The sequence below is a fragment of the Streptomyces sp. JN8 genome (assembly GCF_055808075.1).
Map to the genome: position 1 here is coordinate 6894510 of NZ_CM147852.1, position 18891 is coordinate 6913400.

The window sequence follows — 18891 nt, forward strand, 5'->3', positions numbered from 1 at the left end:
GGGGTTCCTTCGTCGTCGGTCCGGGGCGGTCGCGACCGGGTCGGGCGGGTACCGCGGGGACGTGCCGATCGCGCCCGCCATCGTCTCATATTGACTGAAACTTTAGTTAAGGGCACGATGCGGGGACCGTCCCTGCGACAGGGGCCCACCCGCCGCCGCTCGGTCGGCGCACCGGCGCACCGGCCCACCGCCCGCGTCGCTCCGCGCGCCGCCCCGTTCCACCTCGCCGAAAGAGCCACCGCATGTCCGCTCAGCTGCCCGGTGCACAACCCGCCCCCACGGCTCTGTCCGACGACGACCCCCGCGAGATCGGCGGGTACCGCCTGCACGCCAGGCTGGGCGCGGGCGGCATGGGCGTCGTCTACCTGGCGTACACCCCCGGGGGACGCCCGATCGCGCTGAAGGCGGTGCGGGCCGAGTTCGCCGCGGACCCAGAGTTCCGCGAGCGCTTCGCCCAGGAGGTGGCCAGCGCCCGGCGGATCCACGGCCTGTTCACCGCGCAGGTGGTCGACCACGGCGTGGACGCCCGTACGCCGTGGCTGGCGACGGCGTACGTCCCGGGCCCCACCCTCCAGCAGGTGGTCCAGCGCCACGGACCGCTGCCGGTCCGCACCGTCCTCCTCCTCGTGGCCGGCATAGCCGAGGCCCTCCAGGGGATCCACGGCGTGGGCGTCGTGCACCGGGACCTCAAGCCCGCCAACGTGCTGATCGCCGCGGACGGCCCCCGGGTGATCGACTTCGGCATCGCGCGCGCGGCCGACGCCGCCGCGCTGACCGGCACGGGCCTGCGGATCGGCACCGCGGCCTTCATGGCGCCCGAGCAGGCACTGGGACTCCCGGCGACGGCGGCGACCGACGTGTTCGCCCTCGGCGCGCTCGCCGTGTACGTCTCGGGCGGGGCGCCGCCCTTCGGCAGCGGACCCGAGTCCGCCGCGCTCTACCGCGTGGTCCACGAGGCGCCCGACCTGACCCCCGTCCCCGCCGCCCTGCGCGACCTGCTCGGGCGCTGTCTGGCCAAGCGCCCCGAGGACCGCCCCACGACCGCCGAACTGATCGCCGCCGTCCACGCCCATCCCGCCGTGGGGCCGCGGCCCGGGTTCGCCGACGACTGGTTGCCGCACCCCGTCAGCGCCGACCTCGCGGGTCACGCGGCCGGACCGGAACCGGCCCACGTCCGGCCCACGGTCACGGCCACCGCGTTCGCCTCGCGAAACCCCCACCCGGGGGCCGGCGCGGGGCCGGGCCGTACCGGCGACGCGGGTACCGCTCCTCCCTCCGGCACCGGCACACCCCCGCCGGGCGGGGCGGGGGCCTCTCCCGCGGGCTCATCGGAGCGCGCCCCCGGATCGCGCCGGGCGCCCCGCCGCGGCGGCCGGCTCCTGGTCACCGTCCTCGTGGCACTCCTCGCGCTCGTCCTGGGCGGGGCGGCCGTCTACTACCTCGACCCCCCGCCGGAGGACGGGGCGGACCCCGCCGGGGCGACCGGCGCCCCCTCCGCCCGACCGCCCGTCACCGTGGGACCGCAGCCTTCCAGCGCCGCCCCGTCCCCGTCCGGCGCGACCCCCTACAGACCCGGGTACGCGGGCGTCGAGCTCACTTCCCCCGACACCACCTACGAGTTCGACCTCAAGGCGGGCAAGGTCGTGCCCGAGGAGACCGCGGCCTGGTATCTCGCCCGTACGGACTCGGCGTTCGTCCTGTCCGAGGAGAGCGACGCCTTCATCGCGTCCGGGGACGAGCTGAGTCCGGCCGAGTGCGTCCGCGGGATCGAGTCGGAGCCGGTGACGACGCTGAACTTCGCCGAACTCGCCGACGAGCGGCCCTTCTGCGTGCGCAGCGCCGACCAGAAGCAGATCGTGATCGCCCGCCTGGCCGAGGCGGCCGACGGCGGCGGGGCGGTGACGGTCGTCCTCGACCACCACCGGCGCGACGGATGACGCCGGGATCCGGACCCGCCGTCTCCGGCGGGGCGCGGCCCGGAACCCCTTCGGCCCTCCCCGGGCGGCACGGGGGACGGCGAACCCGCCGGACGGGGTGCGGGCATGGCGACGCGTAGCACCCGGATCCTCGAAGCGGCCGCGCGGGTCATCGCCCGCCGGGGGATCCGCGGCCTGCGGGTGGAGGAACTCGCCGCGGAGGCGGGCGTCTCCACGGCCCTCGTCTACTACTACTTCAAGGACCGCGCCGGAATCCTGCGCCACACACTGGAGTTCACCAGCCGGCGTGCCGAGCGCTACACGAGCGACCGCGCCCCGGACGCCCCGCCGCCGAGCCCGCGCGAGGAACTGGAGGGGACGCTCCTCCTGGAGCTCCAGGACACCCCCGAGGTGCGGGAGAACAGCGCGGCCTGGGGGGAGCTGAGGGCGAGCGCGGTCTTCGACGAACTGCTCCGCGAGGACCTGGCCCGAGCCACCCTCGTGTGGTCCCAGGACGTCGCCGTCCTGCTCGGCCAGGTGCGTCCCATGGCCTCGGCGTCCGCGCTGGCGGCGGCGGGTGAGCGGCTCACCGCTCTCCTCGAGGGGCTGAGCATGCGCTGGCTCGGGGGCGGCGTCGAGATCGACCACGCGCGGGCGCTGCTGCGGGGGGCCGTCGAGGCCGAACTGACCGCCCTCCACTGAGTCGCCTTCCAGTGAACCGGCGGCCTGGGGCCTGGCGGCCTGGCGGCCTGGGGCCTGGCGGCCTGGGGCCTGGGGCCTGGCGGCCCGGGGCCGGCCGGCCTGGGGCCCGGCGACCCGGGGGACTGGCGGTCCGGGGCCCGGCCGACCCGAGGCCCGGCGGCCTGGTGGCCCGGCGGCCCGGCGGCCTGGGGCCCGGCCCACCCGAGGCCTCGCGGCCCGGGCCGCCAGGCCCCGCGGCCGCCGCCGGCCTCTCGCGCCCCCGCCCGTCGCGCCTCGTACGCCGCCCCCCCCGCCCGTCGCGCCCCGCACCCCCCAGGCGGCCCGGGGCTCCGGATCATCCCGCCCCATGTTCCGCTCCAGCCGTTGACTGTTTTTTCAGTCAATGCCAGAGTGGAGCCATCGCCGAGAACGGACCGCTCACGCTTCCGTAGCGCCGGCCTTCCCAGTCGGCCGAGATCCCCTCGGCCCTCCCGTCGCCCCCGCGGTCTCCGGGGTCGTGACCCGGCCCGCCGCCCGGCGGCGACCCCTTCACCCCTCCCTGCCCCATCGTTCCGCTTCCCAGTGAACGCCCGTTGAATTCGCTCTTGACTGAAATTTCAGTCGAGGGGAAGATTCCCACCACCACGTACCCGTCCACGGCGCGATCCGGCCCCCGGGCCGGCTCCCGGCCGCCGACCGGTATCTCTGGCGAGAGAAGAGAGTCCTCGAATGACCGCATTCCGTATGCCCGCCGAGTGGTCCGAGCACGAGGGCTGCCTGATGGCCTGGCCCACCCGCCCCGACCTCTGGGGCAGCGTGCTGGCCGACGTCAAGGAGGAGTACGCGAACGTGGCCAAGGCCATCGCCGCGTTCGAGCCGGTGACGATGGTCGCCCCCGTCGGCCACGGCGACGACGCCCGCACCCACTGCGGCAGCGGGATCACCGTCGTGGAGCTCCCCCTCGACGACTCCTGGTTCCGCGACTCCGCCCCGCTCTTCGTCCTCGACGGGGACGGGCGCCGCGCCGGCGTCGACTTCCGCTTCAACGCCTGGGGCCGCAAACACCACCCGTACGACTCCGACGACCGGATCAGCGCACTGCTCCTGGAGCACCTCGGCGTCGACCGCGTCGCCTCCGAGATGATCCTGGAGGGCGGGGCGATCACGGTCGACGGCGAGGGCACGCTGATCACGACCGAGCAGTGCCTGCTGCACCCCAACAGGAACCCCGGCATGAACCGGGACGAGATCGAGGCCGAGCTGAAATCGCGGCTCGGCGTCACCAAGGTCGTATGGCTCCCGTACGGAGGCCTCCTGGACACGGAGACGGACGGGCACGTCGACGGCGTCTGCGCCTTCGCCGCACCCGGCCGGGTCGTCGTGTCGCTGCCCGACGACCCCGACCACCCGGACTACGCCCGGATGCGGGCCAACCGCGCGGTCCTGGAGGCCACCACCGACGCCCGGGGCCGGTCCCTGGAGATCGTCGACGTGCCGCAGACGGCCTTCGTCGACGTGGCCGAGGGCGAGGTGGAGGTCTCGTACCTGAACTACTACGTCGCCAACGGCGGTGTCGTCGTCCCCGTGGCCGGCCTGCCCCAGGACGACGAGGCGCTCGCGGTGATCGCGGCGGCCCACCCCGGCCGCAAGGTCGTCGGGGTGCAGGCGCTCGCCATCGCCTTCGGCGGCGGGGGAGTGCACTGCATCACGCAGCAGATCCCCGTCGCCCGCCCGCTCGCCTGACCCGGACCGATCGCTCCTGCCGGACCGTCCCCGCGGTCCGGCGGCCTCCCCCATCGCGTACGCACGAGACCGTACGGAAAGAGAGCGCGACGATGACCACAGCCGTACCCCGCCCCGGCAGACGCCGCGGTGCCGCCCGGGGCCGTCCGTCCGGCCGCCGCCGCGCGGCCGCGGCAGCCCTCCTGACCACGGCCGCCCTGGTCGTCTCCTGCTCGGGACCGCCCAAGGACGGCGTCGCGGGCGCCGGCGGCGTCACCCTCTCGAAGACCACGCCCGCCGCCAAGGGCGACATCGACTCCTTCACGTGGGCCGTGTACGCCGAGCCGCCGACGCTCGACTACACCGTGGCGTTCGACTACCCGCAGAACACCATCCTCTCCAACGTGTGCGAGAGCCTGATGCGCTGGACCCCCGGCCTCACGCTCGAACCCGGACTCGCCCGCAGGGCCGCCAACCCCGACCCGACCACCTGGGTCTACGACCTGCGGAGCGGGGTGCGCTTCCACGACGGCCGGACGATGACCGCCGACGACGTCGTCTTCAGCCTCGGCCGCCAGCGCGACCCGGACAACGCCGCCGCCTGGGCGCAGAACTTCGAGAACGTCGCCTCCGTACGCAAGACCGGCCCGCTCCAGGTCACCGTCAAGCTCAGGAAGCCCGACTCCCAGTTCCCCCAGTACATGGCGACCGCCGCCGGCGTGATCGCCTCCAAGGCCGGGGTCGAGGCGGCCGGCAAGGACTACGGCACCTCGGGAGGCCTCGCCTGCACCGGACCGTTCTCCCTCGGCACCTGGAACAAGGGCCAGTCCGTCGAGCTCGACCGCTTCGACGGCTACTGGGGCAGGAAGGCCAGGTCCGGCAAGGTCGTCTTCCGGTTCATGACCGACCCCTCGGCCCGTACGAACGCCATGCTCAGCGGCGAGGCCGACGGCGGCTACCTCATCCCCACCGAGAGCTACGGCCGGCTCAAGGACAGCGGCGTCGGCACCCTCCACTTCGGCGAGGGACTCAGCACCGTCAACGTCAACATCACGAACATGAAGGGCCCGCTCGGCGACGTCCGCGTCCGCCGCGCCCTCTCCCTCGCCCTCGACCGCTCCGGCTTCGTCAAGGCGGGCCTCGGGGGAGCCGGCACCGTCACCAACTCGCTCACCACCCGCGCCGCCTGGGCGGCCGGCTCCGAGCAGACCCGGAAGAACGCGCTCGACGCCCTGCCCCGGATCACGCCCGACATCGCGAAGGCCACCGCACTGGTCAAGGAGGCGGGCGCCACCGGGAAGACCCTGACCGTCGCCACCAGCTCCATCGGCCAGGACGTCTCCCTGCTCGCCACCGCCGTGCAGGCGGCGGGCGCCCGGATCGGTCTCGACATCCGGCTCAAGACCATCGCGCCCAACGCGTTCACCGCCCTGTTCACCGACCCCGAGGCCCGCGAGGGCATCGACATGTTCCCGCTCACCTACTACGACTCCATCACCGACCCGCTGGACCTGCTGCAGAACTTCAAGACCGGCGCCTACATGAACTTCGCCGGTTACAGCGACCAGGCCTACGACGCGGGCGTCGCCCGGGCGACCGCCGAGTACGACCCGGACAAGCGCCTGGTGATCGAGACGGAGCTGCAGAAGCACGCCGCGGAGAACCTGCTGTGGATCCCGGTCGCGGAATGGCCCACGGCCGTCTTCCTCAACAAGAGGATCACCGGAGCCCCCACCACCATCGCGTACATGTACTACCCGTGGGCCGCCGACGTGGGGGCCGCGCAGTGAACTTCGCCAGATTCGCCGTCCGGCGGGTGACGGAGATGGCCGTCACCCTCCTGGTGGCGTCGTTCGTGGTCTTCGGCGCGATGTACCTGGCGCCGGGCAGCCCCGCGAGCTTCCTGCTCTCCGGCCGCTCGGCCTCCCCGGAGGCACTCGCCGCGATCAACGCCCAGTACCACCTCGACGACCCCTTCCTCGTCCGCTACCTCAGCTGGCTCGGGGACATGCTCCAGGGCGACTTCGGGCGGTCCATCACCTACCGCGTCGACGTGTCCCGGCTGCTCGCCGACCGGCTCCCGACCACGCTCCTGCTGATCGCGATGGCCCTGGTGGTCGTCGTCGTCATCGGCCTGCTGCTCGGCTGGATCTCCGCCGTACGCGGCGGGGCGACCGACTCGGCCGTCCTGGTCACCACCACCTTCGCCGTCGGCACCCCGTCCTTCGTCGCGGCCGTCCTGCTCCAGGCCCTCTTCGCGGTGAACCTCGGCTGGTTCCCCAGCGGCGGCGCCGGCGAAGGCCTCCTCGACACGCTCTGGCACCTGACCCTGCCGGCGATCGCCCTCGCCCTCTACCTGATCGGCATGCTCGCCCGGGTCACCCGCTCGGCCATGCTCGAAGCCCTCGACAGCGAGCACGTCACCGTCGCCCGCAGCCGGGGCGTCCCGGAACGCCGGGTGATCGCCCGCCACGTCTTCCGGAACTCGCTCGGCACCGTCCTGACCACCGGCGGACTGATCGTCTCGACCCTGCTGGTCTGCACGATCCTCGTCGAGACCGCGTTCAGCATCGGCGGCATCGGCCAGCTCCTGGAACTGTCCACGACCACCAAGGACTTCCCGACCGTCCAGGCCATCTCGCTGATCGTCGTCGCCCTGTTCATGATCGTGAACCTCATCGTCGACCTGCTCCTCCCGCTGGTCGACCCGCGGATCACCCTCGGATCGAGGAGCACCTCCGCATGACCGCCGTCCTCACCCGCCGGCCCGGCCTCGCCAAGCTCCGCACGGCCCGGTCGCCGCTCCACCTCGTCTGCCTGGGCTTCGTCGTCCTCGTCGTCGCGGGCGCCCTGCTCGCCTCCCTCGTCGTGCCCTACGACCCCAACGCCGTCGACCTCGGCAACGCACTCGCCGGACCCTCCGCCGAGCACCTCCTCGGTGTGGACGCGGCGGGTCGCGACACCTTCTCCCGCCTCCTCCTCGGCGCCCGGACCTCGCTCCTCGGCCCCCTCGGCGTGGTCCTCTTCTCCACGATCGCGGGCGTCGTGATCGGCACGGCCGCGGCCTGGCGCGGCGGCTGGCTCGACTCGGTCCTCTCCCGCAGCACCGAACTGGTCTTCGCCTTCCCGGGCATGCTGCTCGCGATCCTCATCATCTCGATCTACGGCGAGGGCCTCCTGGCCCCGGTCATCGCCCTCGCCGTCGCCTACCTGCCCTACGTCAGCCGGCTGACGCGCTCCCTCGTCCTCGCCGAACGCGCCCGGCCGTACGTCAGCGCCTACCTGGTCCAGGGGCACTCGGCGCTCCAGATCTGCCTGCGCCACATCCTCCCCAACATCGCCCCCGTCGTCCTCGCCCAGTCCACCATCAACTTCGGCTACGCCCTCATGGACCTCGCCGGCCTCTCCTTCCTCGGCCTGGGCGTCCCGGCGCTCACCCCGGACTGGGGCCGCATGGTCTTCGACGGGCAGACCGCCGTCCAGCAGGGCTACCCGCTGTCCGCGATCCTGCCCAGCGTCCTGATCGTCCTCACCGTCGTCGCGTTCAACGTGGTCGGAGAGCGCTGGGCCGACCGCGTCGCCAGGAGAGACCGATGAACACGACCGACAGGCCGGTGCCCGCGCCCGACGGGCCGGCCCTCGACATCCGGGGCCTCCGGATCACCCTGCCCGGCACCGCCCGCCCCGTCCTCGACGGGATCGACCTCACCGTCGCCACCGGGGAGACCGTCGCCCTCGTCGGCGAGTCCGGCTCCGGGAAGAGCCTCACCTCGCGCAGCGCCCTGCGCCTGCTGCCGCCGGGCGCCGTCACCGAGGGCACCGTCCTCGTCGACGGACAGGACGTCCTCGGCCTCGACGCCGACCGGCTGCGCGCCCTGCGCACCGGCACCGCGGCCATGATCTTCCAGGACCCGCGAGCGGCCATCAACCCGCTCCGGCGCATCGGCGACTTCCTCACCGAGAGCGTCCGCGCGACCAGGAGGATGACCGCCGCGCAGGCGACCGGCCGGGCCGTCGAACTCCTCGACGCCGTGGGCCTGGACCGCACCGCCCTCGCCAAGTACCCCGGCCAGGTGTCCGGCGGCATGCTGCAACGCGTCATGATCGCCGCCGCGCTGATGGGGGAACCGACCCTGCTGCTCGCCGACGAGCCGACCACCGCCCTGGACGTCACCACCCAGGCCGAGGTCATCGCCCTCCTGGGCACCCTGCGCGAACGGTTCGGCACCGGCCTGCTCTTCGTCACCCACGACCTCGACCTCGCGGCCGCCATCAGCGACCGGGTGTACGTCATGTACGCCGGACGGATCGCCGAGAGCGGCCCCGCCGAGGAGCTCTTCGCGCGGCCGCGCCACCCGTACACGGCGGCCCTGCTGGCGTCCACCCCCCGCCTGGAGAACCCCAGGGGCCGGCTCGCCGCCATCGACGGCCAGCCCCCCGACCTCCGCGCGGCGCTCAGCGGCTGCGCCTTCGCCGCCCGCTGCCCGTTCGCCACCGAACTCTGCGAGAGGCAGGCCCCGGTGTCGCTGCCCGTCCCCGGCCGGCCGGGCCACCAGGCCGCCTGCCACCACAGCGACCGGCTCGAAGGGAGCACCGTCGATGCCTGACGACACCGAGAGCACGGTGGACACCGAGACCGCCGTGGACACCGGGACCGCCGTGGACACCGGGACCGCACCGGGCACCAGCGCCGGTGCCTCGGGCGAGGCCGGGAGCACCCGGTACGGAGAGGACGCCGAAGCCGTCCTGGTCGTCAAGGGCCTGCGCAGGACCTACGGATCCGTACGGGCCGTGGACGACGTGTCCTTCACCCTGCCGCACGGCGGATCCCTCGGCATCGTGGGGGAGTCCGGCTCGGGCAAGACCACCACGGCGCGGATCGTCGTCGGCCTGGAGCAGGCGGACGACGGGGAGGTGTTCGTACGGGGCCGGTCCCGGACCGAGCGACGGCGCGGCCGCGCGCAGCGCCTCGCCCGGGCGCGCGAGGTCCAGATGGTCTTCCAGGACCCGCTGCAGTCCCTCGACCCGCGGACCAGCGTCGAGGCGGCCCTCCGCGAGACGCTGCGGCTCCACTTCCCCGAGCGGGACCACGACCGGCGGGTGAGGCAGCTCCTCGACCAGGTCGGACTCGGCACGCGCGCCGGCGACGCGCTGCCGCGCCGGCTCTCCGGCGGCCAGCGGCAGCGCGTGGCCATCGCCCGCGCCCTGGCGGTGGAGCCGGCCGTCCTCGTCCTGGACGAGGCGGTCGCCGCCCTCGACGTGTCGGTGCAGGCGCAGATCCTCAACCTGCTCGCCGACATCAGGGAGGAGACCTCGATCGGCTACCTCTTCATCACCCACGACCTGGGCGTGGTCCGGTGCGTCACCGACGACGTCATCGTCATGCGCCACGGCGCGGTGGTGGAGGCCGGCCGCACCGAGGAGGTGCTCGCCGCGCCCCGGCACCCCTACACCCGGCTGCTCAGGGAGTCCGTGCCGCGCCCGGGCTGGGATCCGGAGCGGATCGCGGCCGCCCGCCGGGCCCTGTAGGACGGGCCCCGGGCCGGGAGCGCGACGACGGGGCCGGCGCGGCCCGGGCCGTTCAGACGCCGGCGGCGAGCGTGTGGACCAGGGTCCGCAGGACCGCGCCCGCGTCCACGTCGGCGTCCAGGGACTCCACCGCGGCCAGCCCGTCGACGGCCGCGGCGACGGCCTCGCCCAGCGGCCGGGGGTCGAGACCGCCGCCGCGCTCGTCGGACAGCACCTGGAAGAGGGCGACGAAGCAGGCGCGCCAGCGCCGGTACTCCGTCTCCAGGGCCTCCCTCACCCGGTCGTCGTTCAGGGCGTGCCAGTGCAGGGCGGAGTGCAGATGGGCCAGGTCGGCCTTCTCCGGCCTGCCGAGCAGGTCCAGCACCCGCTCGGCGCGCTCGGCGAAGGTCCCCGGGTCGGCCACGGCCTCCTCGAGAGGGGAGATCCACTCGGGACGGATGTCCGTGACGACGGCGAGGACCAGATCGGTGCGGTCCTGGAAGTGGTAGTGGCACATCCCGTGCGACACCCCGCACAGGGCCGCCACGTTCCGGGTGGTGAACCGCTCGCTCATCTCGCCCGCGAGCAGCGTGCGCGCGGCCGCGATCAACCGGGCCCGGGTCTGCTCGCCCTTCGCCGAGGCCCGTGACCGGCCGGCCGGGCGGGTCGGGGGAGCGGTCGGGGGCGGAGAGTCCTGCGCGGATGCTGCCATGCGCTCACTCTAGCCACGCTCCACGCCCGCGATCTGCGGGTTTCGCCGCCCCGTCGACCGGGGCGGCGGGGGGCCGTCCACCGGTTCCGCGCAATGCTGCGCGCAATGTTGACCGAGCGCTCGGTCAGTTTTAGATTTCCAGCCAACCGCGGACCCCCCGCGGGGAGTTCAAGCAGGAGGCACACGTGAGCCGACCCGAACCCAGCCGTCACGCACGCCGGAGCCTGAGCCGCCGCGGGTTCCTCGCCGCGGCCGGTGCGACCGCCGCCGGCGCCGCCCTCGCGACGACCCGCTTCCAGGCCGGCGCCGCCCCCGCGGCCGCCGCCTTCCGGGTCCCGGTCGAGGACGTCTGCCACACCCGTACGTGGATGGCCTGGCCGGACAGCACCTCGATCTGGGGCAACAAGCTGAGCGGCGTCCAGACGGACATCGCCCTCATCGCCCGCACCGTCGCGAAGTACGAGCCCGTCGTGATGTGCGCCAACTCCGGCGCCGCCGCCAAGGCCCGCCAGCTGTGCGGCTCCACGGTCACCGTGATCACCACGATCCCCGTCGACGACTGCTGGATGCGCGACTCCGGACCCGTCTTCCGTACCGACGGGGCCGGCGGCCTGGACGCGATCGGCCTCAACTTCAACGGCTGGGGCAACAAGCAGACCCACGCCAAGGACGCCCTGGTCGCCGGACGCGTCGCCTCGTACGTGGGCGTCCCCATCACGTACGCCGACATGGTCGGTGAGGGCGGCGCCATCGAGCAGGACGGCGCCGGCACCCTCATGGCCGCCCGCAGCAGCCTCGTGAACCGCAACCGCAACCCCGGGGTCACCGAGCGGCAGCTGGAGGCCGCCATGTGCAAGGCGTACGGCGCGTCCAAGGTCATCTGGTTCGACGGCGTCCGCGGCCAGGACATCACCGACGACCACGTCGACGCCACGTCCCGCTTCCTCGCCCCCGGCGAGGCCCTCGTCCAGCTGCCCCTCGCCTCCGAGACGGACGCCTACGCCCGGGACGCCCGCCAGCAGTTCAGCGTCCTGTCCGCCTCCACGACCGCCAACGGCGTCCCGATGGACACCATGCGCCTCCAGGGCCCGGACTACTACAAGATCCGCTCCACCAACCCGGACTTCCTGGCCTCCTACGCCAACTTCTACCTCTGCAACGGGGCCGTCATCAGCGCCCACTTCGGCGACACGCGCGCCGACCAGGCGGCGAAGGCGACCCTGCAGAACCTCTATCCCGACCGTGTCGTCGAGCAGTTGAACATCGACCGCCTCGGCACCGGGGGCGGCGGCATCCACTGCGTCACCCAGCAGCAGCCCGTCCGCTAGCGGACGGGGCCCGGCCGCGGAGGGCCCGGAGCGGGCCCGCGGAGAACCCGAGGGACGTCCGGCCGGCGCGGGGAGGACCCCGCACCGACCGGGCGTCCCGACCGACGTTCCGACCGTCCCGCCGACGGGTGGGCGCCCGGCGGGCCGCCCTCCGGTGTAGATTGGCAAGATCGTCGAGGCGCGCCCACAGAAAAGGGCTGAACCTTTGAATGCTTGGTTCAGCCCTGCGATAGCCTGTGAAAATGCTAACAGAGGTCACTGCAACCCGCTATGTCACGCCCTTGCGTGAGGGTGGCTCGCTCCCCGGGATCGTCGAGGCCGACGACCTCGGCACGTACGTCATGAAGTTCACCGGCGCGGGCCAGGGGCGCAAGACCCTGGTCGCCGAGGTCATCTGCGGCGGGCTCGCCCGCCGGCTCGGACTGCGGGTGCCCGAGCTCGTCACCATCCAGCTCGACCCCGTCATCGGACTCTCCGAGCCCGACCAGGAGGTCCAGGAGCTCCTCAAGGCCAGCGGCGGGCTGAACCTGGGCATGGACTACCTGCCCGGCTCGCTCGGCTTCGACCCGCTGGCGTACGAGGTGGACCCGGGGGAGGCGGGCCGGGTCGTCTGGTTCGACGCCGTGATCAACAACGTCGACCGGTCCTGGCGCAACCCCAACATGCTCGTCTGGCACGGCGACCTGTGGCTCATCGACCACGGCGCCACCATGATCTGGCACCACAACTGGCCCGGCGCCCAGGCCTCCGCGGCCAAGCCGTACGACGCCTCGGACCACGTACTCGCCCGCTACGCGCCGGACGTCGCCGCCGCGGCCGCCGAACTGGCCCCGCTCGTCACCCGCGGACTCCTCGACGAGGTCGCCGCCGACGTGCCCGACGAATGGCTCGTCGACGAACCCGGCTTCGACGGCCCGGACGAGGTGCGGGCCGCCTACGTCGAGGCGCTGCTGCCGCGCGCCGCCACCATCCACGAGCGCATCACGCTCGGCCCGCGGACCGAGCACCGGCCGCAGCAGCCGCCCGGCTGGCTCGCCGAACGCCTCGCGCCCCGGACGCACTCCACCGAGAAGGACGCCACCCCGTGACCGACCGCGATGTCTTCGAGTACGCGCTGCTGCGCGTGGTGCCGCGGGTCGAGCGCGGCGAGTGCTTCAACGCGGGCGTGGTCGTCTACTGCCGCGCCCGCTCCTACGTGGCCGCCCGCACCCATCTGGACGAGGCCAAGCTCTCCGTCCTGGACCCGGCGGCCGACGTGACCGGTGTCCGGGCCGCCCTCCGCGCCGTCGAGGGGGTCTGCCTCGGGGGCGAAGCCGCCGGTCAGGCCGCGGGCGACGACGCCGGCCGCCGCTTCCGCTGGCTGATCGCCCCGCGCTCCACGGTCGTCCAGCCCGGTCCGGTCCACACGGGACTCACCGCCGACCCGGAGGCCGAGGTCGAGCGGCTGCTCGACCTGCTCGTGCGCTGAGCCCCCCCGAGAGCGCCGCGCCCCGCGGGCCCGTTCGGCCGGCAGGGCGTCCCGGGCCCCGCGCGGCCCCTCCCGCGCGTGTCGTGCGGCCCCTCCCGGCCGCCCGCCTCCGCGCCCGGCGACGGGGAGTGACCGGGTGCACCCGGTGGGCCGTTGACACCGGGTGCCAGGGCTTCTAGCGTCTCGTTCTGCGGACGATACTAAGCGGTCGCTCACGTGCGGGACGCAGGAGCGCGCGACCGGTTCGACCGCGACCAGGGACGAACCAAGGGCGAGGAGAACCAGCATGTCCACCACCGAGCAGCGCGTAGCCGTCGTCACGGGTGCCGCACGGGGCATCGGGGCCGCCACGGCGCTCCGTCTCGCGGCCGAGGGCCGCGCCGTCGCCGTACTCGACCTCGACGAGGCGGCCTGCAAGGACACCGTCGAGAAGATCACCGCCGCGGGCGGCACCGCCCTCGCGGTCGGCTGCGACGTGTCCGACGGCGCCCAGGTGGAGGCGGCCGTCGCGCGCGTCGCCGCCGAGCTCGGCGCGCCGACGATCCTCGTCAACAACGCGGGTGTGCTCCGCGACAACCTGCTCTTCAAGATGTCGGAGTCCGACTGGGACCTCGTCATGAACGTGCACCTCAAGGGCGCCTTCCTGATGGCGAAGGCCTGCCAGAAGCACATGGTGGACGCGGGCTTCGGCAGGATCGTCTCGCTCTCCTCCTCCTCGGCCCTGGGCAACCGCGGCCAGGCCAACTACTCGGCCGTGAAGGCCGGTCTCCAGGGCCTCACCAAGACCCTCGCCAAGGAGCTCGGGAAGTTCGGCGTCACCGCCAACGCCGTGGCCCCCGGCTTCATCGTCACCGAGATGACCGCGCAGACCGCCGAGCGCGTCGGCATGGGCTTCGAGGACTTCCAGGCCGCCGCCGCGTCGATGATCCCGGTGCAGCGGGTCGGCCGCCCCGAGGACGTCGCCAACGCGATCGCGTTCTTCACCGGCGACGACGCCGGCTTCGTCTCCGGCCAGGTCATGTACGTGGCCGGCGGCCCCCTCAACTGACGACCGGCACCGAGAGGAGTACGGCAGACATGACCGCACAGGCACGGCCGGAGCTGTCCGGCAAGGTCGCCCTCGTCACCGGCGCGAGCCGGGGCATCGGCTACGGCATCGCCGAGGCGCTCGTCGCCCGCGGCGACCGGGTCGTCATCACCGGACGCGGCGAGGAGGCCCTCAAGGAGGCCGTCGAGCGCCTCGGCGCCGACCGGGCCATCGCCGTCCCCGGCAAGGCCCACGACGAGGCCCACCAGGCCGCCGCGGTGGAGGCGGCGATGGACGGCTTCGGCCGGGTGGACTTCCTGATCAACAACGCCGGCACGAACCCGGTCTTCGGCGCCATCGCCGACCTGGACCTCGGGGTGGCCCGCAAGGTCTTCGAGACCAACGTGGTCTCCGCCCTCGGCTTCGCCCAGCGGACCTGGCACGCCTGGCAGAAGGAGCACGGCGGGGCGATCGTGAACATCGCCTCGGTCGCCGGGGTCTCCGCCTCGCCCTTCATCGGCGCGTACGGGATCAGCAAGGCCGCGATGATCAATCTGACCATTCAGCTGGCCCATGAATTCGCCCCCCTGGTGCGGGTCAACGCGATCGCCCCCGCGGTCGTGAAGACGAAATTCGCGCAGGCCCTGTACGAGGGCCGCGAGGCGGAGGCGGCCGCCGCCTACCCGCTCGGCCGGCTCGGCGAGCCCGAGGACATCGGCGGCGCCGCCGCCTTCCTCACCTCGTCCCAGTCGGAGTGGATCACCGGCCAGACCCTCGTGGTCGACGGCGGGATTTTCCTGAACGCCGGAGTGGGCTGACCGATTATCGGACACTTTCCGGATTTCGTGTCCGGATTGAGCCCGGTTATACGTCGAATGCCTCAAGTGCCCCGTCAGGCTCGAACATTGACCTGACGGGGTGCTGCGGTATCGTCGGCCGACCCGTGGCTGAACGAGGAGCGTGCACGTGTTCAACCGGACCAGTCTGCAGGCCGCTGCAGCCCTTGTGTCCATATCCCTGGTAACCGGATGCAGTGTCTTCTCTGACAGTGATTCGGCCGGGGATCAGAGAATCGTCGTCGGTACGACGAGCTCTCCCACCACGCTTGACCCGGCTGCCGCCTGGGACAATTCGTGGGAGCTCTTCCGGAACGTATTCCAGACGCTGGTGAGTTTCCCGACGGGCAGCACCACCCCGGCCTCCGACGCCGCGGACTGCAAGTTCTCGGACACCTCCAGCCGGGTCTTCGAGTGCAAGCTCGTGGAGGGCCTCACGTTCTCCAACGGGCACAAGCTGGACGCCAAGGCCGTGCAGTACTCGATCGAGCGCATCCGCACGATCAACCACAAGGGCGGCCCGAACGGCATGCTCGGCTCGCTCGACAAGATCGAGACCGTCGGCGACCGGACCGTCGTCTTCAAGCTGAACAAGCCGGACGCCACCTTCCCGATGGTCCTGGCCACCCCCGCCATGTCCCTCGTGGACCCGGCCGAGTACCCGGCCGACCGCCTGCGCAAGGACGGCAAGCTCGTCGGCTCGGGGCCGTACGTCCTCGACTCGTACACCGACGGGGAGTCGGCCGAGCTGACCAAGAACCCCACCTACAAGGGCTTCGCCGACCGCAAGAACGGCGGCGTGACCATCCGGTACTTCGACGAGTCCGAGGCCATGGTCACGGCGCTCAAGAAGAAGGAGATCGACGCCACGTACCGCGGCCTCACCGCCGAGGAGGTCATCGAACTCCAGGACGACAAGCCCGAGAACCAGGGTCTCCAGATCGTCGAGTCGACCGGCGCCGACATCCGCTACCTGGTCTTCAACACCCAGGACCCCACGATCGCCAAGCCCGCGGTCCGCAAGGCCATCGCCCAGGTCGTCGACCGCGACGAGCTGGTCAGCAAGGTCTACCAGGGCACCGCCGAGCCCCTGTACTCCATGGTGCCCAAGGGGATCGCCGGTCACACCACCAAGTTCTTCGACCGGTTCGGCGACCCGGACGCCAAGAAGGCGAAGAAGATCCTCCGCGAGGCCGGCATCACCGACCCCGTCGAGCTGAAGTTCTGGTACACGACGGACCGCTACGGCTCCTCGACGGCCGCCGAGTTCAAGGAGCTCAAGCGCCAGCTGGAGGAGACCGGGCTCTTCGAGGTCACCATCGAGGGCAAGCCCTGGAAGGACTTCCAGGCGGGCTACCAGAAGGGCGAGTACCCGGTCTTCGGCCGCGGCTGGTTCCCCGACTTCCCGGACCCGGACAACTTCGTGGCGCCGTTCGTCGGCAAGGAGAACGTCCTCGGCACGCCGTACGAGAGCCCCCGGATCACCGGCGAACTGCTCCCGAAGTCCCGCCGCGAGAGCGACCGCGGGACCGTCACGGACGAGTTCGTCGAGGCCCAGGAGGTCATGGTCCAGGACGTCCGGCTGCTGCCCCTGTGGCAGGGCAAGCTGTACATCGCGGCCCAGGACGACATCGGCGGCGGCGAGGGCGCGCTCGACCCGCAGACCGTCATGCAGCTCTGGGAGCTGAGCCGCCGGGCCAGCTGGTAGCAGCCGGTCCGGCCGGCCGCCGGGAGCCCGCGGGGGTCACTGTCAGTGGCCCCCGGTAGGTTCGGGGACGGAGTTGAAGGAACGTCCACCGGAGGTTGTTGACCGTGACCGACACCAGCATGCTGCCCGAGTCCTGGCGGGGTGTCCTCGGCGAGGAGCTGCGCAAGCCGTACTTCGCCCAGCTCGCCGAGTTCGTCGAGCAGGAGCGCGCCCAGGGGCCGGTCTTCCCGCCGAAGGACGAGGTGTTCGCCGCCCTGGACGCCACCCCGTACGACAAGGTGAAGGTCCTGATCCTCGGTCAGGACCCCTACCACGGCGAGGGCCAGGGGCACGGCCTCTGCTTCTCCGTCCGGCCCGGGGTGAAGACCCCGCCCTCCCTGCGGAACATCTACAAGGAGATGCAGGCCGAGCTCGGCCACCCGGTGCCGGACAACGGCTATCTGATGCCGTGGGCCGAGCAGGGCGTCCTCCTGCTCAACGCCGTGCTGACGGTCCGCTCCGGCGAGGCGAACTCCCACAAGGGCAAGGGCTGGGAGAAGTTCACCGACGCGGTGATCACCGCCGTCGCCTCGCGGCCGGACCCCGCGGTCTTCGTCCTCTGGGGCAACTACGCCCAGAAGAAGCTGCCCCTCATCGACGAGGAGCGGCACGTGGTGGTCAAGGGGGCCCACCCCTCGCCCCTCTCGGCGAAGAAGTTCTTCGGATCGAAGCCCTTCACCCAGATCGACGCCGCCGTCGCGGCCCAGGGACACGAGCCGATCGACTGGCGCATTCCGGACCTCGGCTGAGCCTCGGCCCGATCCGGCCGCGGTGCGGCTAGCGTCGGCTCTCCCAGTGGGTGAGCGGGTGGAGGTCGCGTGACGGAGCAGCAGCAGGTGTCGGACGACGGGGTCATGACCAGGATCGGGCAGGCGATGATGCTGCTCCACGGCGGCGACCGCGAGGAGGCGCGCAACCGCTTCGGGCTGATCTGGCAGCAGATCGGCCCGGACGGGGACCCGCTGCACCGGTGCACCCTCGCGCACTACATGGCCGACGCCCAGGACGACCCCGACACCGAGCTGGCCTGGGACCTCCGGGCCCTGAGCGCGGCCGAGGGCCTGGCGGAGGAGCGGCTCGCCGAGCACAGCTCGGCGGTGGCCCTCCGCGCGCTCTACCCCTCGCTCCACCTCAACCTGGCCGCCGACTACGTCAAACTCCGGCGTCCCGACGCCGCGCGGGTCCATCTGGACCGGGCCCGCACCGCCTCCGACCACCTCGACGACGACGGCTACGGGAACGGGGTGCGGGCCGCGATCGAGCGCCTGGAGCTGCGGCTCCGCGCCATGTGACGACCGGGCCGGCGGTCGGCCGTCCCGCCCGCCGGCGCCGCGCACCGGGCGCCCATGCGGTCCGCGCGGAGCCTCAGCGGCCGTACGTGCCGTGGCAGATGCGGGACGGATCGCTGCCGGGCGCCCAGCCGCCGTACCGCTCGCCCAGCGCGCAGACGTCCGCCCTCGACAGCGGCGGCCTCGCCGACGATCCGTCCGCCGCCGAGGGCAGTACGGGCAGGGGCGGCCGGGTGCCGGGCGCCGCACGCTCCGGCTCCCGCGGCGCGGGTCCGGGCCGGGTCGTCGACGGGCGGGGCGCGGACGCCTCCTTCCGCCGCGCCCCGGGCGAGGGCGCCGGGCGTGGTGCGGCCGACGGCGGGGGAGCGGGTAACGCCGCTTCGAGGGCCTCCAGGGCCGGTCCCTGGAGGATCTGCGGGGCCGCGTCGCGACCCTGCCCCAAGGTCTCCGCGGCGGGCGCGGGGGCGGGTGGCGGCGGCGGGGCGGCGTCCACCGAGACGCAGCCCGCGAGGGCGGCCACGGCCGCCCCGACCAGGATCTTCACTGTGGTTCGGGTTCCATGCACCGCGCCACTCTGCTGTCCCGGTGGGGATCTTCGCGCCCCTACCGACGGGGAATGCCCCGCACGGGTGAGCCGACGCGCGACCGGCCTTGACC

18 protein-coding genes are annotated in these 18891 nt (G+C 72.9%); 16 read left to right on the forward strand and 2 right to left on the reverse strand.

All coding sequences use genetic code 11. From position 1 onward, the window contains the following. Nucleotides 1-242 precede the first annotated feature (242 nt). From ACY0MR_RS30495 to ACY0MR_RS30530, 8 genes are all read left to right on the forward strand, one after another. Nucleotides 243-1937 carry a serine/threonine-protein kinase gene (locus ACY0MR_RS30495; protein ID WP_473556488.1) on the forward strand — a complete coding sequence of 565 codons (1695 nt, stop codon included), beginning with the start codon at nt 243-245 and terminating at the stop codon, nt 1935-1937. Nucleotides 1938-2042: 105 nt separating this feature from the next. Beyond that, nucleotides 2043-2618, forward strand: a complete 576-nt coding sequence (locus ACY0MR_RS30500; protein WP_473556489.1) for a TetR/AcrR family transcriptional regulator — start codon at nt 2043-2045, stop codon at nt 2616-2618. Between the two features lie 708 nt (nt 2619-3326). Beyond that, nucleotides 3327-4340, forward strand: a complete 1014-nt coding sequence (locus tag ACY0MR_RS30505) for an agmatine deiminase family protein (RefSeq protein ID WP_392862721.1) — start codon at nt 3327-3329, stop codon at nt 4338-4340. Between the two features lie 92 nt (nt 4341-4432). Next, nucleotides 4433-6109, forward strand: coding sequence for an ABC transporter substrate-binding protein (locus ACY0MR_RS30510; RefSeq protein WP_388805337.1), 1677 nt, complete (start codon nt 4433-4435; stop codon nt 6107-6109). Next, nucleotides 6106-7065: an ABC transporter permease gene (locus ACY0MR_RS30515; protein ID WP_388805334.1), complete on the forward strand. Its 960-nt coding sequence runs from the start codon at nt 6106-6108 to the stop codon at nt 7063-7065. The genes ACY0MR_RS30510 and ACY0MR_RS30515 overlap by 4 nt, the downstream gene beginning before the upstream one ends. Continuing rightward, nucleotides 7062-7916 carry an ABC transporter permease gene (locus tag ACY0MR_RS30520; RefSeq protein WP_473556493.1) on the forward strand — a complete coding sequence of 285 codons (855 nt, stop codon included), beginning with the start codon at nt 7062-7064 and terminating at the stop codon, nt 7914-7916. Before ACY0MR_RS30515 ends, ACY0MR_RS30520 begins: the two co-directional genes overlap by 4 nt. Further along, complete coding sequence (locus ACY0MR_RS30525) at nt 7913-8926, forward strand: ABC transporter ATP-binding protein (protein ID WP_473556495.1); 1014 nt, start codon at nt 7913-7915, stop codon at nt 8924-8926. The genes ACY0MR_RS30520 and ACY0MR_RS30525 overlap by 4 nt, the downstream gene beginning before the upstream one ends. Next, the gene (locus ACY0MR_RS30530; protein WP_473556498.1) at nt 8919-9848 is read left to right on the forward strand and encodes an ABC transporter ATP-binding protein; all 930 of its coding nucleotides are present in this window, start codon (nt 8919-8921) and stop codon (nt 9846-9848) included. The genes ACY0MR_RS30525 and ACY0MR_RS30530 overlap by 8 nt, the downstream gene beginning before the upstream one ends. A gap of 52 nt (nt 9849-9900) precedes the next feature. Here the strand turns inward: ACY0MR_RS30530 and ACY0MR_RS30535 are convergent, their stop codons facing one another. Further along, nucleotides 9901-10539: a TetR/AcrR family transcriptional regulator gene (locus tag ACY0MR_RS30535; RefSeq protein WP_473556500.1), complete on the reverse strand. Its 639-nt coding sequence runs from the start codon at nt 10537-10539 to the stop codon at nt 9901-9903. Between the two features lie 185 nt (nt 10540-10724). Between ACY0MR_RS30535 and ACY0MR_RS30540 the strand changes: the two genes are divergently transcribed. The 8 genes from ACY0MR_RS30540 to ACY0MR_RS30575 all read left to right on the forward strand — a co-directional run bounded on the left by ACY0MR_RS30540 (nt 10725) and on the right by ACY0MR_RS30575 (nt 18237). Further along, a complete protein-coding gene (locus ACY0MR_RS30540) occupies nt 10725-11867 on the forward strand; it encodes an agmatine deiminase family protein (RefSeq protein ID WP_473556502.1) in 1143 nt (380 codons plus the stop codon). A 242-nt stretch (nt 11868-12109) separates the two neighbouring features. Then, complete coding sequence (locus ACY0MR_RS30545; protein WP_473556504.1) at nt 12110-12955, forward strand: HipA family kinase; 846 nt, start codon at nt 12110-12112, stop codon at nt 12953-12955. Further along, nucleotides 12952-13335 carry a DUF3037 domain-containing protein gene (locus tag ACY0MR_RS30550; RefSeq protein ID WP_318206646.1) on the forward strand — a complete coding sequence of 128 codons (384 nt, stop codon included), beginning with the start codon at nt 12952-12954 and terminating at the stop codon, nt 13333-13335. The genes ACY0MR_RS30545 and ACY0MR_RS30550 overlap by 4 nt, the downstream gene beginning before the upstream one ends. A gap of 286 nt (nt 13336-13621) precedes the next feature. Next, nucleotides 13622-14383, forward strand: coding sequence for a 3-oxoacyl-ACP reductase FabG (gene fabG / locus ACY0MR_RS30555; protein ID WP_361857212.1), 762 nt, complete (start codon nt 13622-13624; stop codon nt 14381-14383). 29 nt (nt 14384-14412) lie between these two features. Further along, on the forward strand, nt 14413-15180 hold the full coding sequence (locus tag ACY0MR_RS30560; protein ID WP_361857209.1) for an SDR family oxidoreductase: 768 nt from the start codon (nt 14413-14415) through the stop codon (nt 15178-15180). Between the two features lie 148 nt (nt 15181-15328). Further along, nucleotides 15329-16906, forward strand: a complete 1578-nt coding sequence (locus tag ACY0MR_RS30565) for an ABC transporter substrate-binding protein (RefSeq protein ID WP_361857206.1) — start codon at nt 15329-15331, stop codon at nt 16904-16906. Nucleotides 16907-17010: 104 nt separating this feature from the next. Then, entirely contained in the window at nt 17011-17694 is a 684-nt protein-coding gene (gene ung / locus ACY0MR_RS30570) for a uracil-DNA glycosylase (RefSeq protein WP_388805309.1), read from the forward strand. Between the two features lie 69 nt (nt 17695-17763). Beyond that, entirely contained in the window at nt 17764-18237 is a 474-nt protein-coding gene (locus ACY0MR_RS30575; RefSeq protein ID WP_388805306.1) for a hypothetical protein, read from the forward strand. 73 nt (nt 18238-18310) lie between these two features. Here the strand turns inward: ACY0MR_RS30575 and ACY0MR_RS30580 are convergent, their stop codons facing one another. Beyond that, the gene (locus ACY0MR_RS30580; protein WP_404086102.1) at nt 18311-18799 is read right to left on the reverse strand and encodes a hypothetical protein; all 489 of its coding nucleotides are present in this window, start codon (nt 18797-18799) and stop codon (nt 18311-18313) included. Nucleotides 18800-18891: the final 92 nt, after the last annotated feature.

What these genes read in the sequence shown, in the direction of transcription:
- ACY0MR_RS30525 (WP_473556495.1), top strand. Translation starts at nt 7,913, where the DNA reads ATGAACACGACCGACAGGCCGGTGCCCGCGCCCGACGGGCCGGCCCTC.
- ACY0MR_RS30495 (WP_473556488.1), top strand. Translation starts at nt 243, where the DNA reads ATGTCCGCTCAGCTGCCCGGTGCACAACCCGCCCCCACGGCTCTGTCC.
- ACY0MR_RS30545 (WP_473556504.1), top strand. Translation starts at nt 12,110, where the DNA reads ATGCTAACAGAGGTCACTGCAACCCGCTATGTCACGCCCTTGCGTGAG.
- ACY0MR_RS30535 (WP_473556500.1), bottom strand. Translation starts at nt 10,539, where the DNA reads ATGGCAGCATCCGCGCAGGACTCTCCGCCCCCGACCGCTCCCCCGACC.
- ACY0MR_RS30530 (WP_473556498.1), top strand. Translation starts at nt 8,919, where the DNA reads ATGCCTGACGACACCGAGAGCACGGTGGACACCGAGACCGCCGTGGAC.
- ACY0MR_RS30560 (WP_361857209.1), top strand. Translation starts at nt 14,413, where the DNA reads ATGACCGCACAGGCACGGCCGGAGCTGTCCGGCAAGGTCGCCCTCGTC.
- ACY0MR_RS30500 (WP_473556489.1), top strand. Translation starts at nt 2,043, where the DNA reads ATGGCGACGCGTAGCACCCGGATCCTCGAAGCGGCCGCGCGGGTCATC.
- ACY0MR_RS30520 (WP_473556493.1), top strand. Translation starts at nt 7,062, where the DNA reads ATGACCGCCGTCCTCACCCGCCGGCCCGGCCTCGCCAAGCTCCGCACG.
- fabG (WP_361857212.1), top strand. Translation starts at nt 13,622, where the DNA reads ATGTCCACCACCGAGCAGCGCGTAGCCGTCGTCACGGGTGCCGCACGG.
- ACY0MR_RS30510 (WP_388805337.1), top strand. Translation starts at nt 4,433, where the DNA reads ATGACCACAGCCGTACCCCGCCCCGGCAGACGCCGCGGTGCCGCCCGG.
- ACY0MR_RS30505 (WP_392862721.1), top strand. Translation starts at nt 3,327, where the DNA reads ATGACCGCATTCCGTATGCCCGCCGAGTGGTCCGAGCACGAGGGCTGC.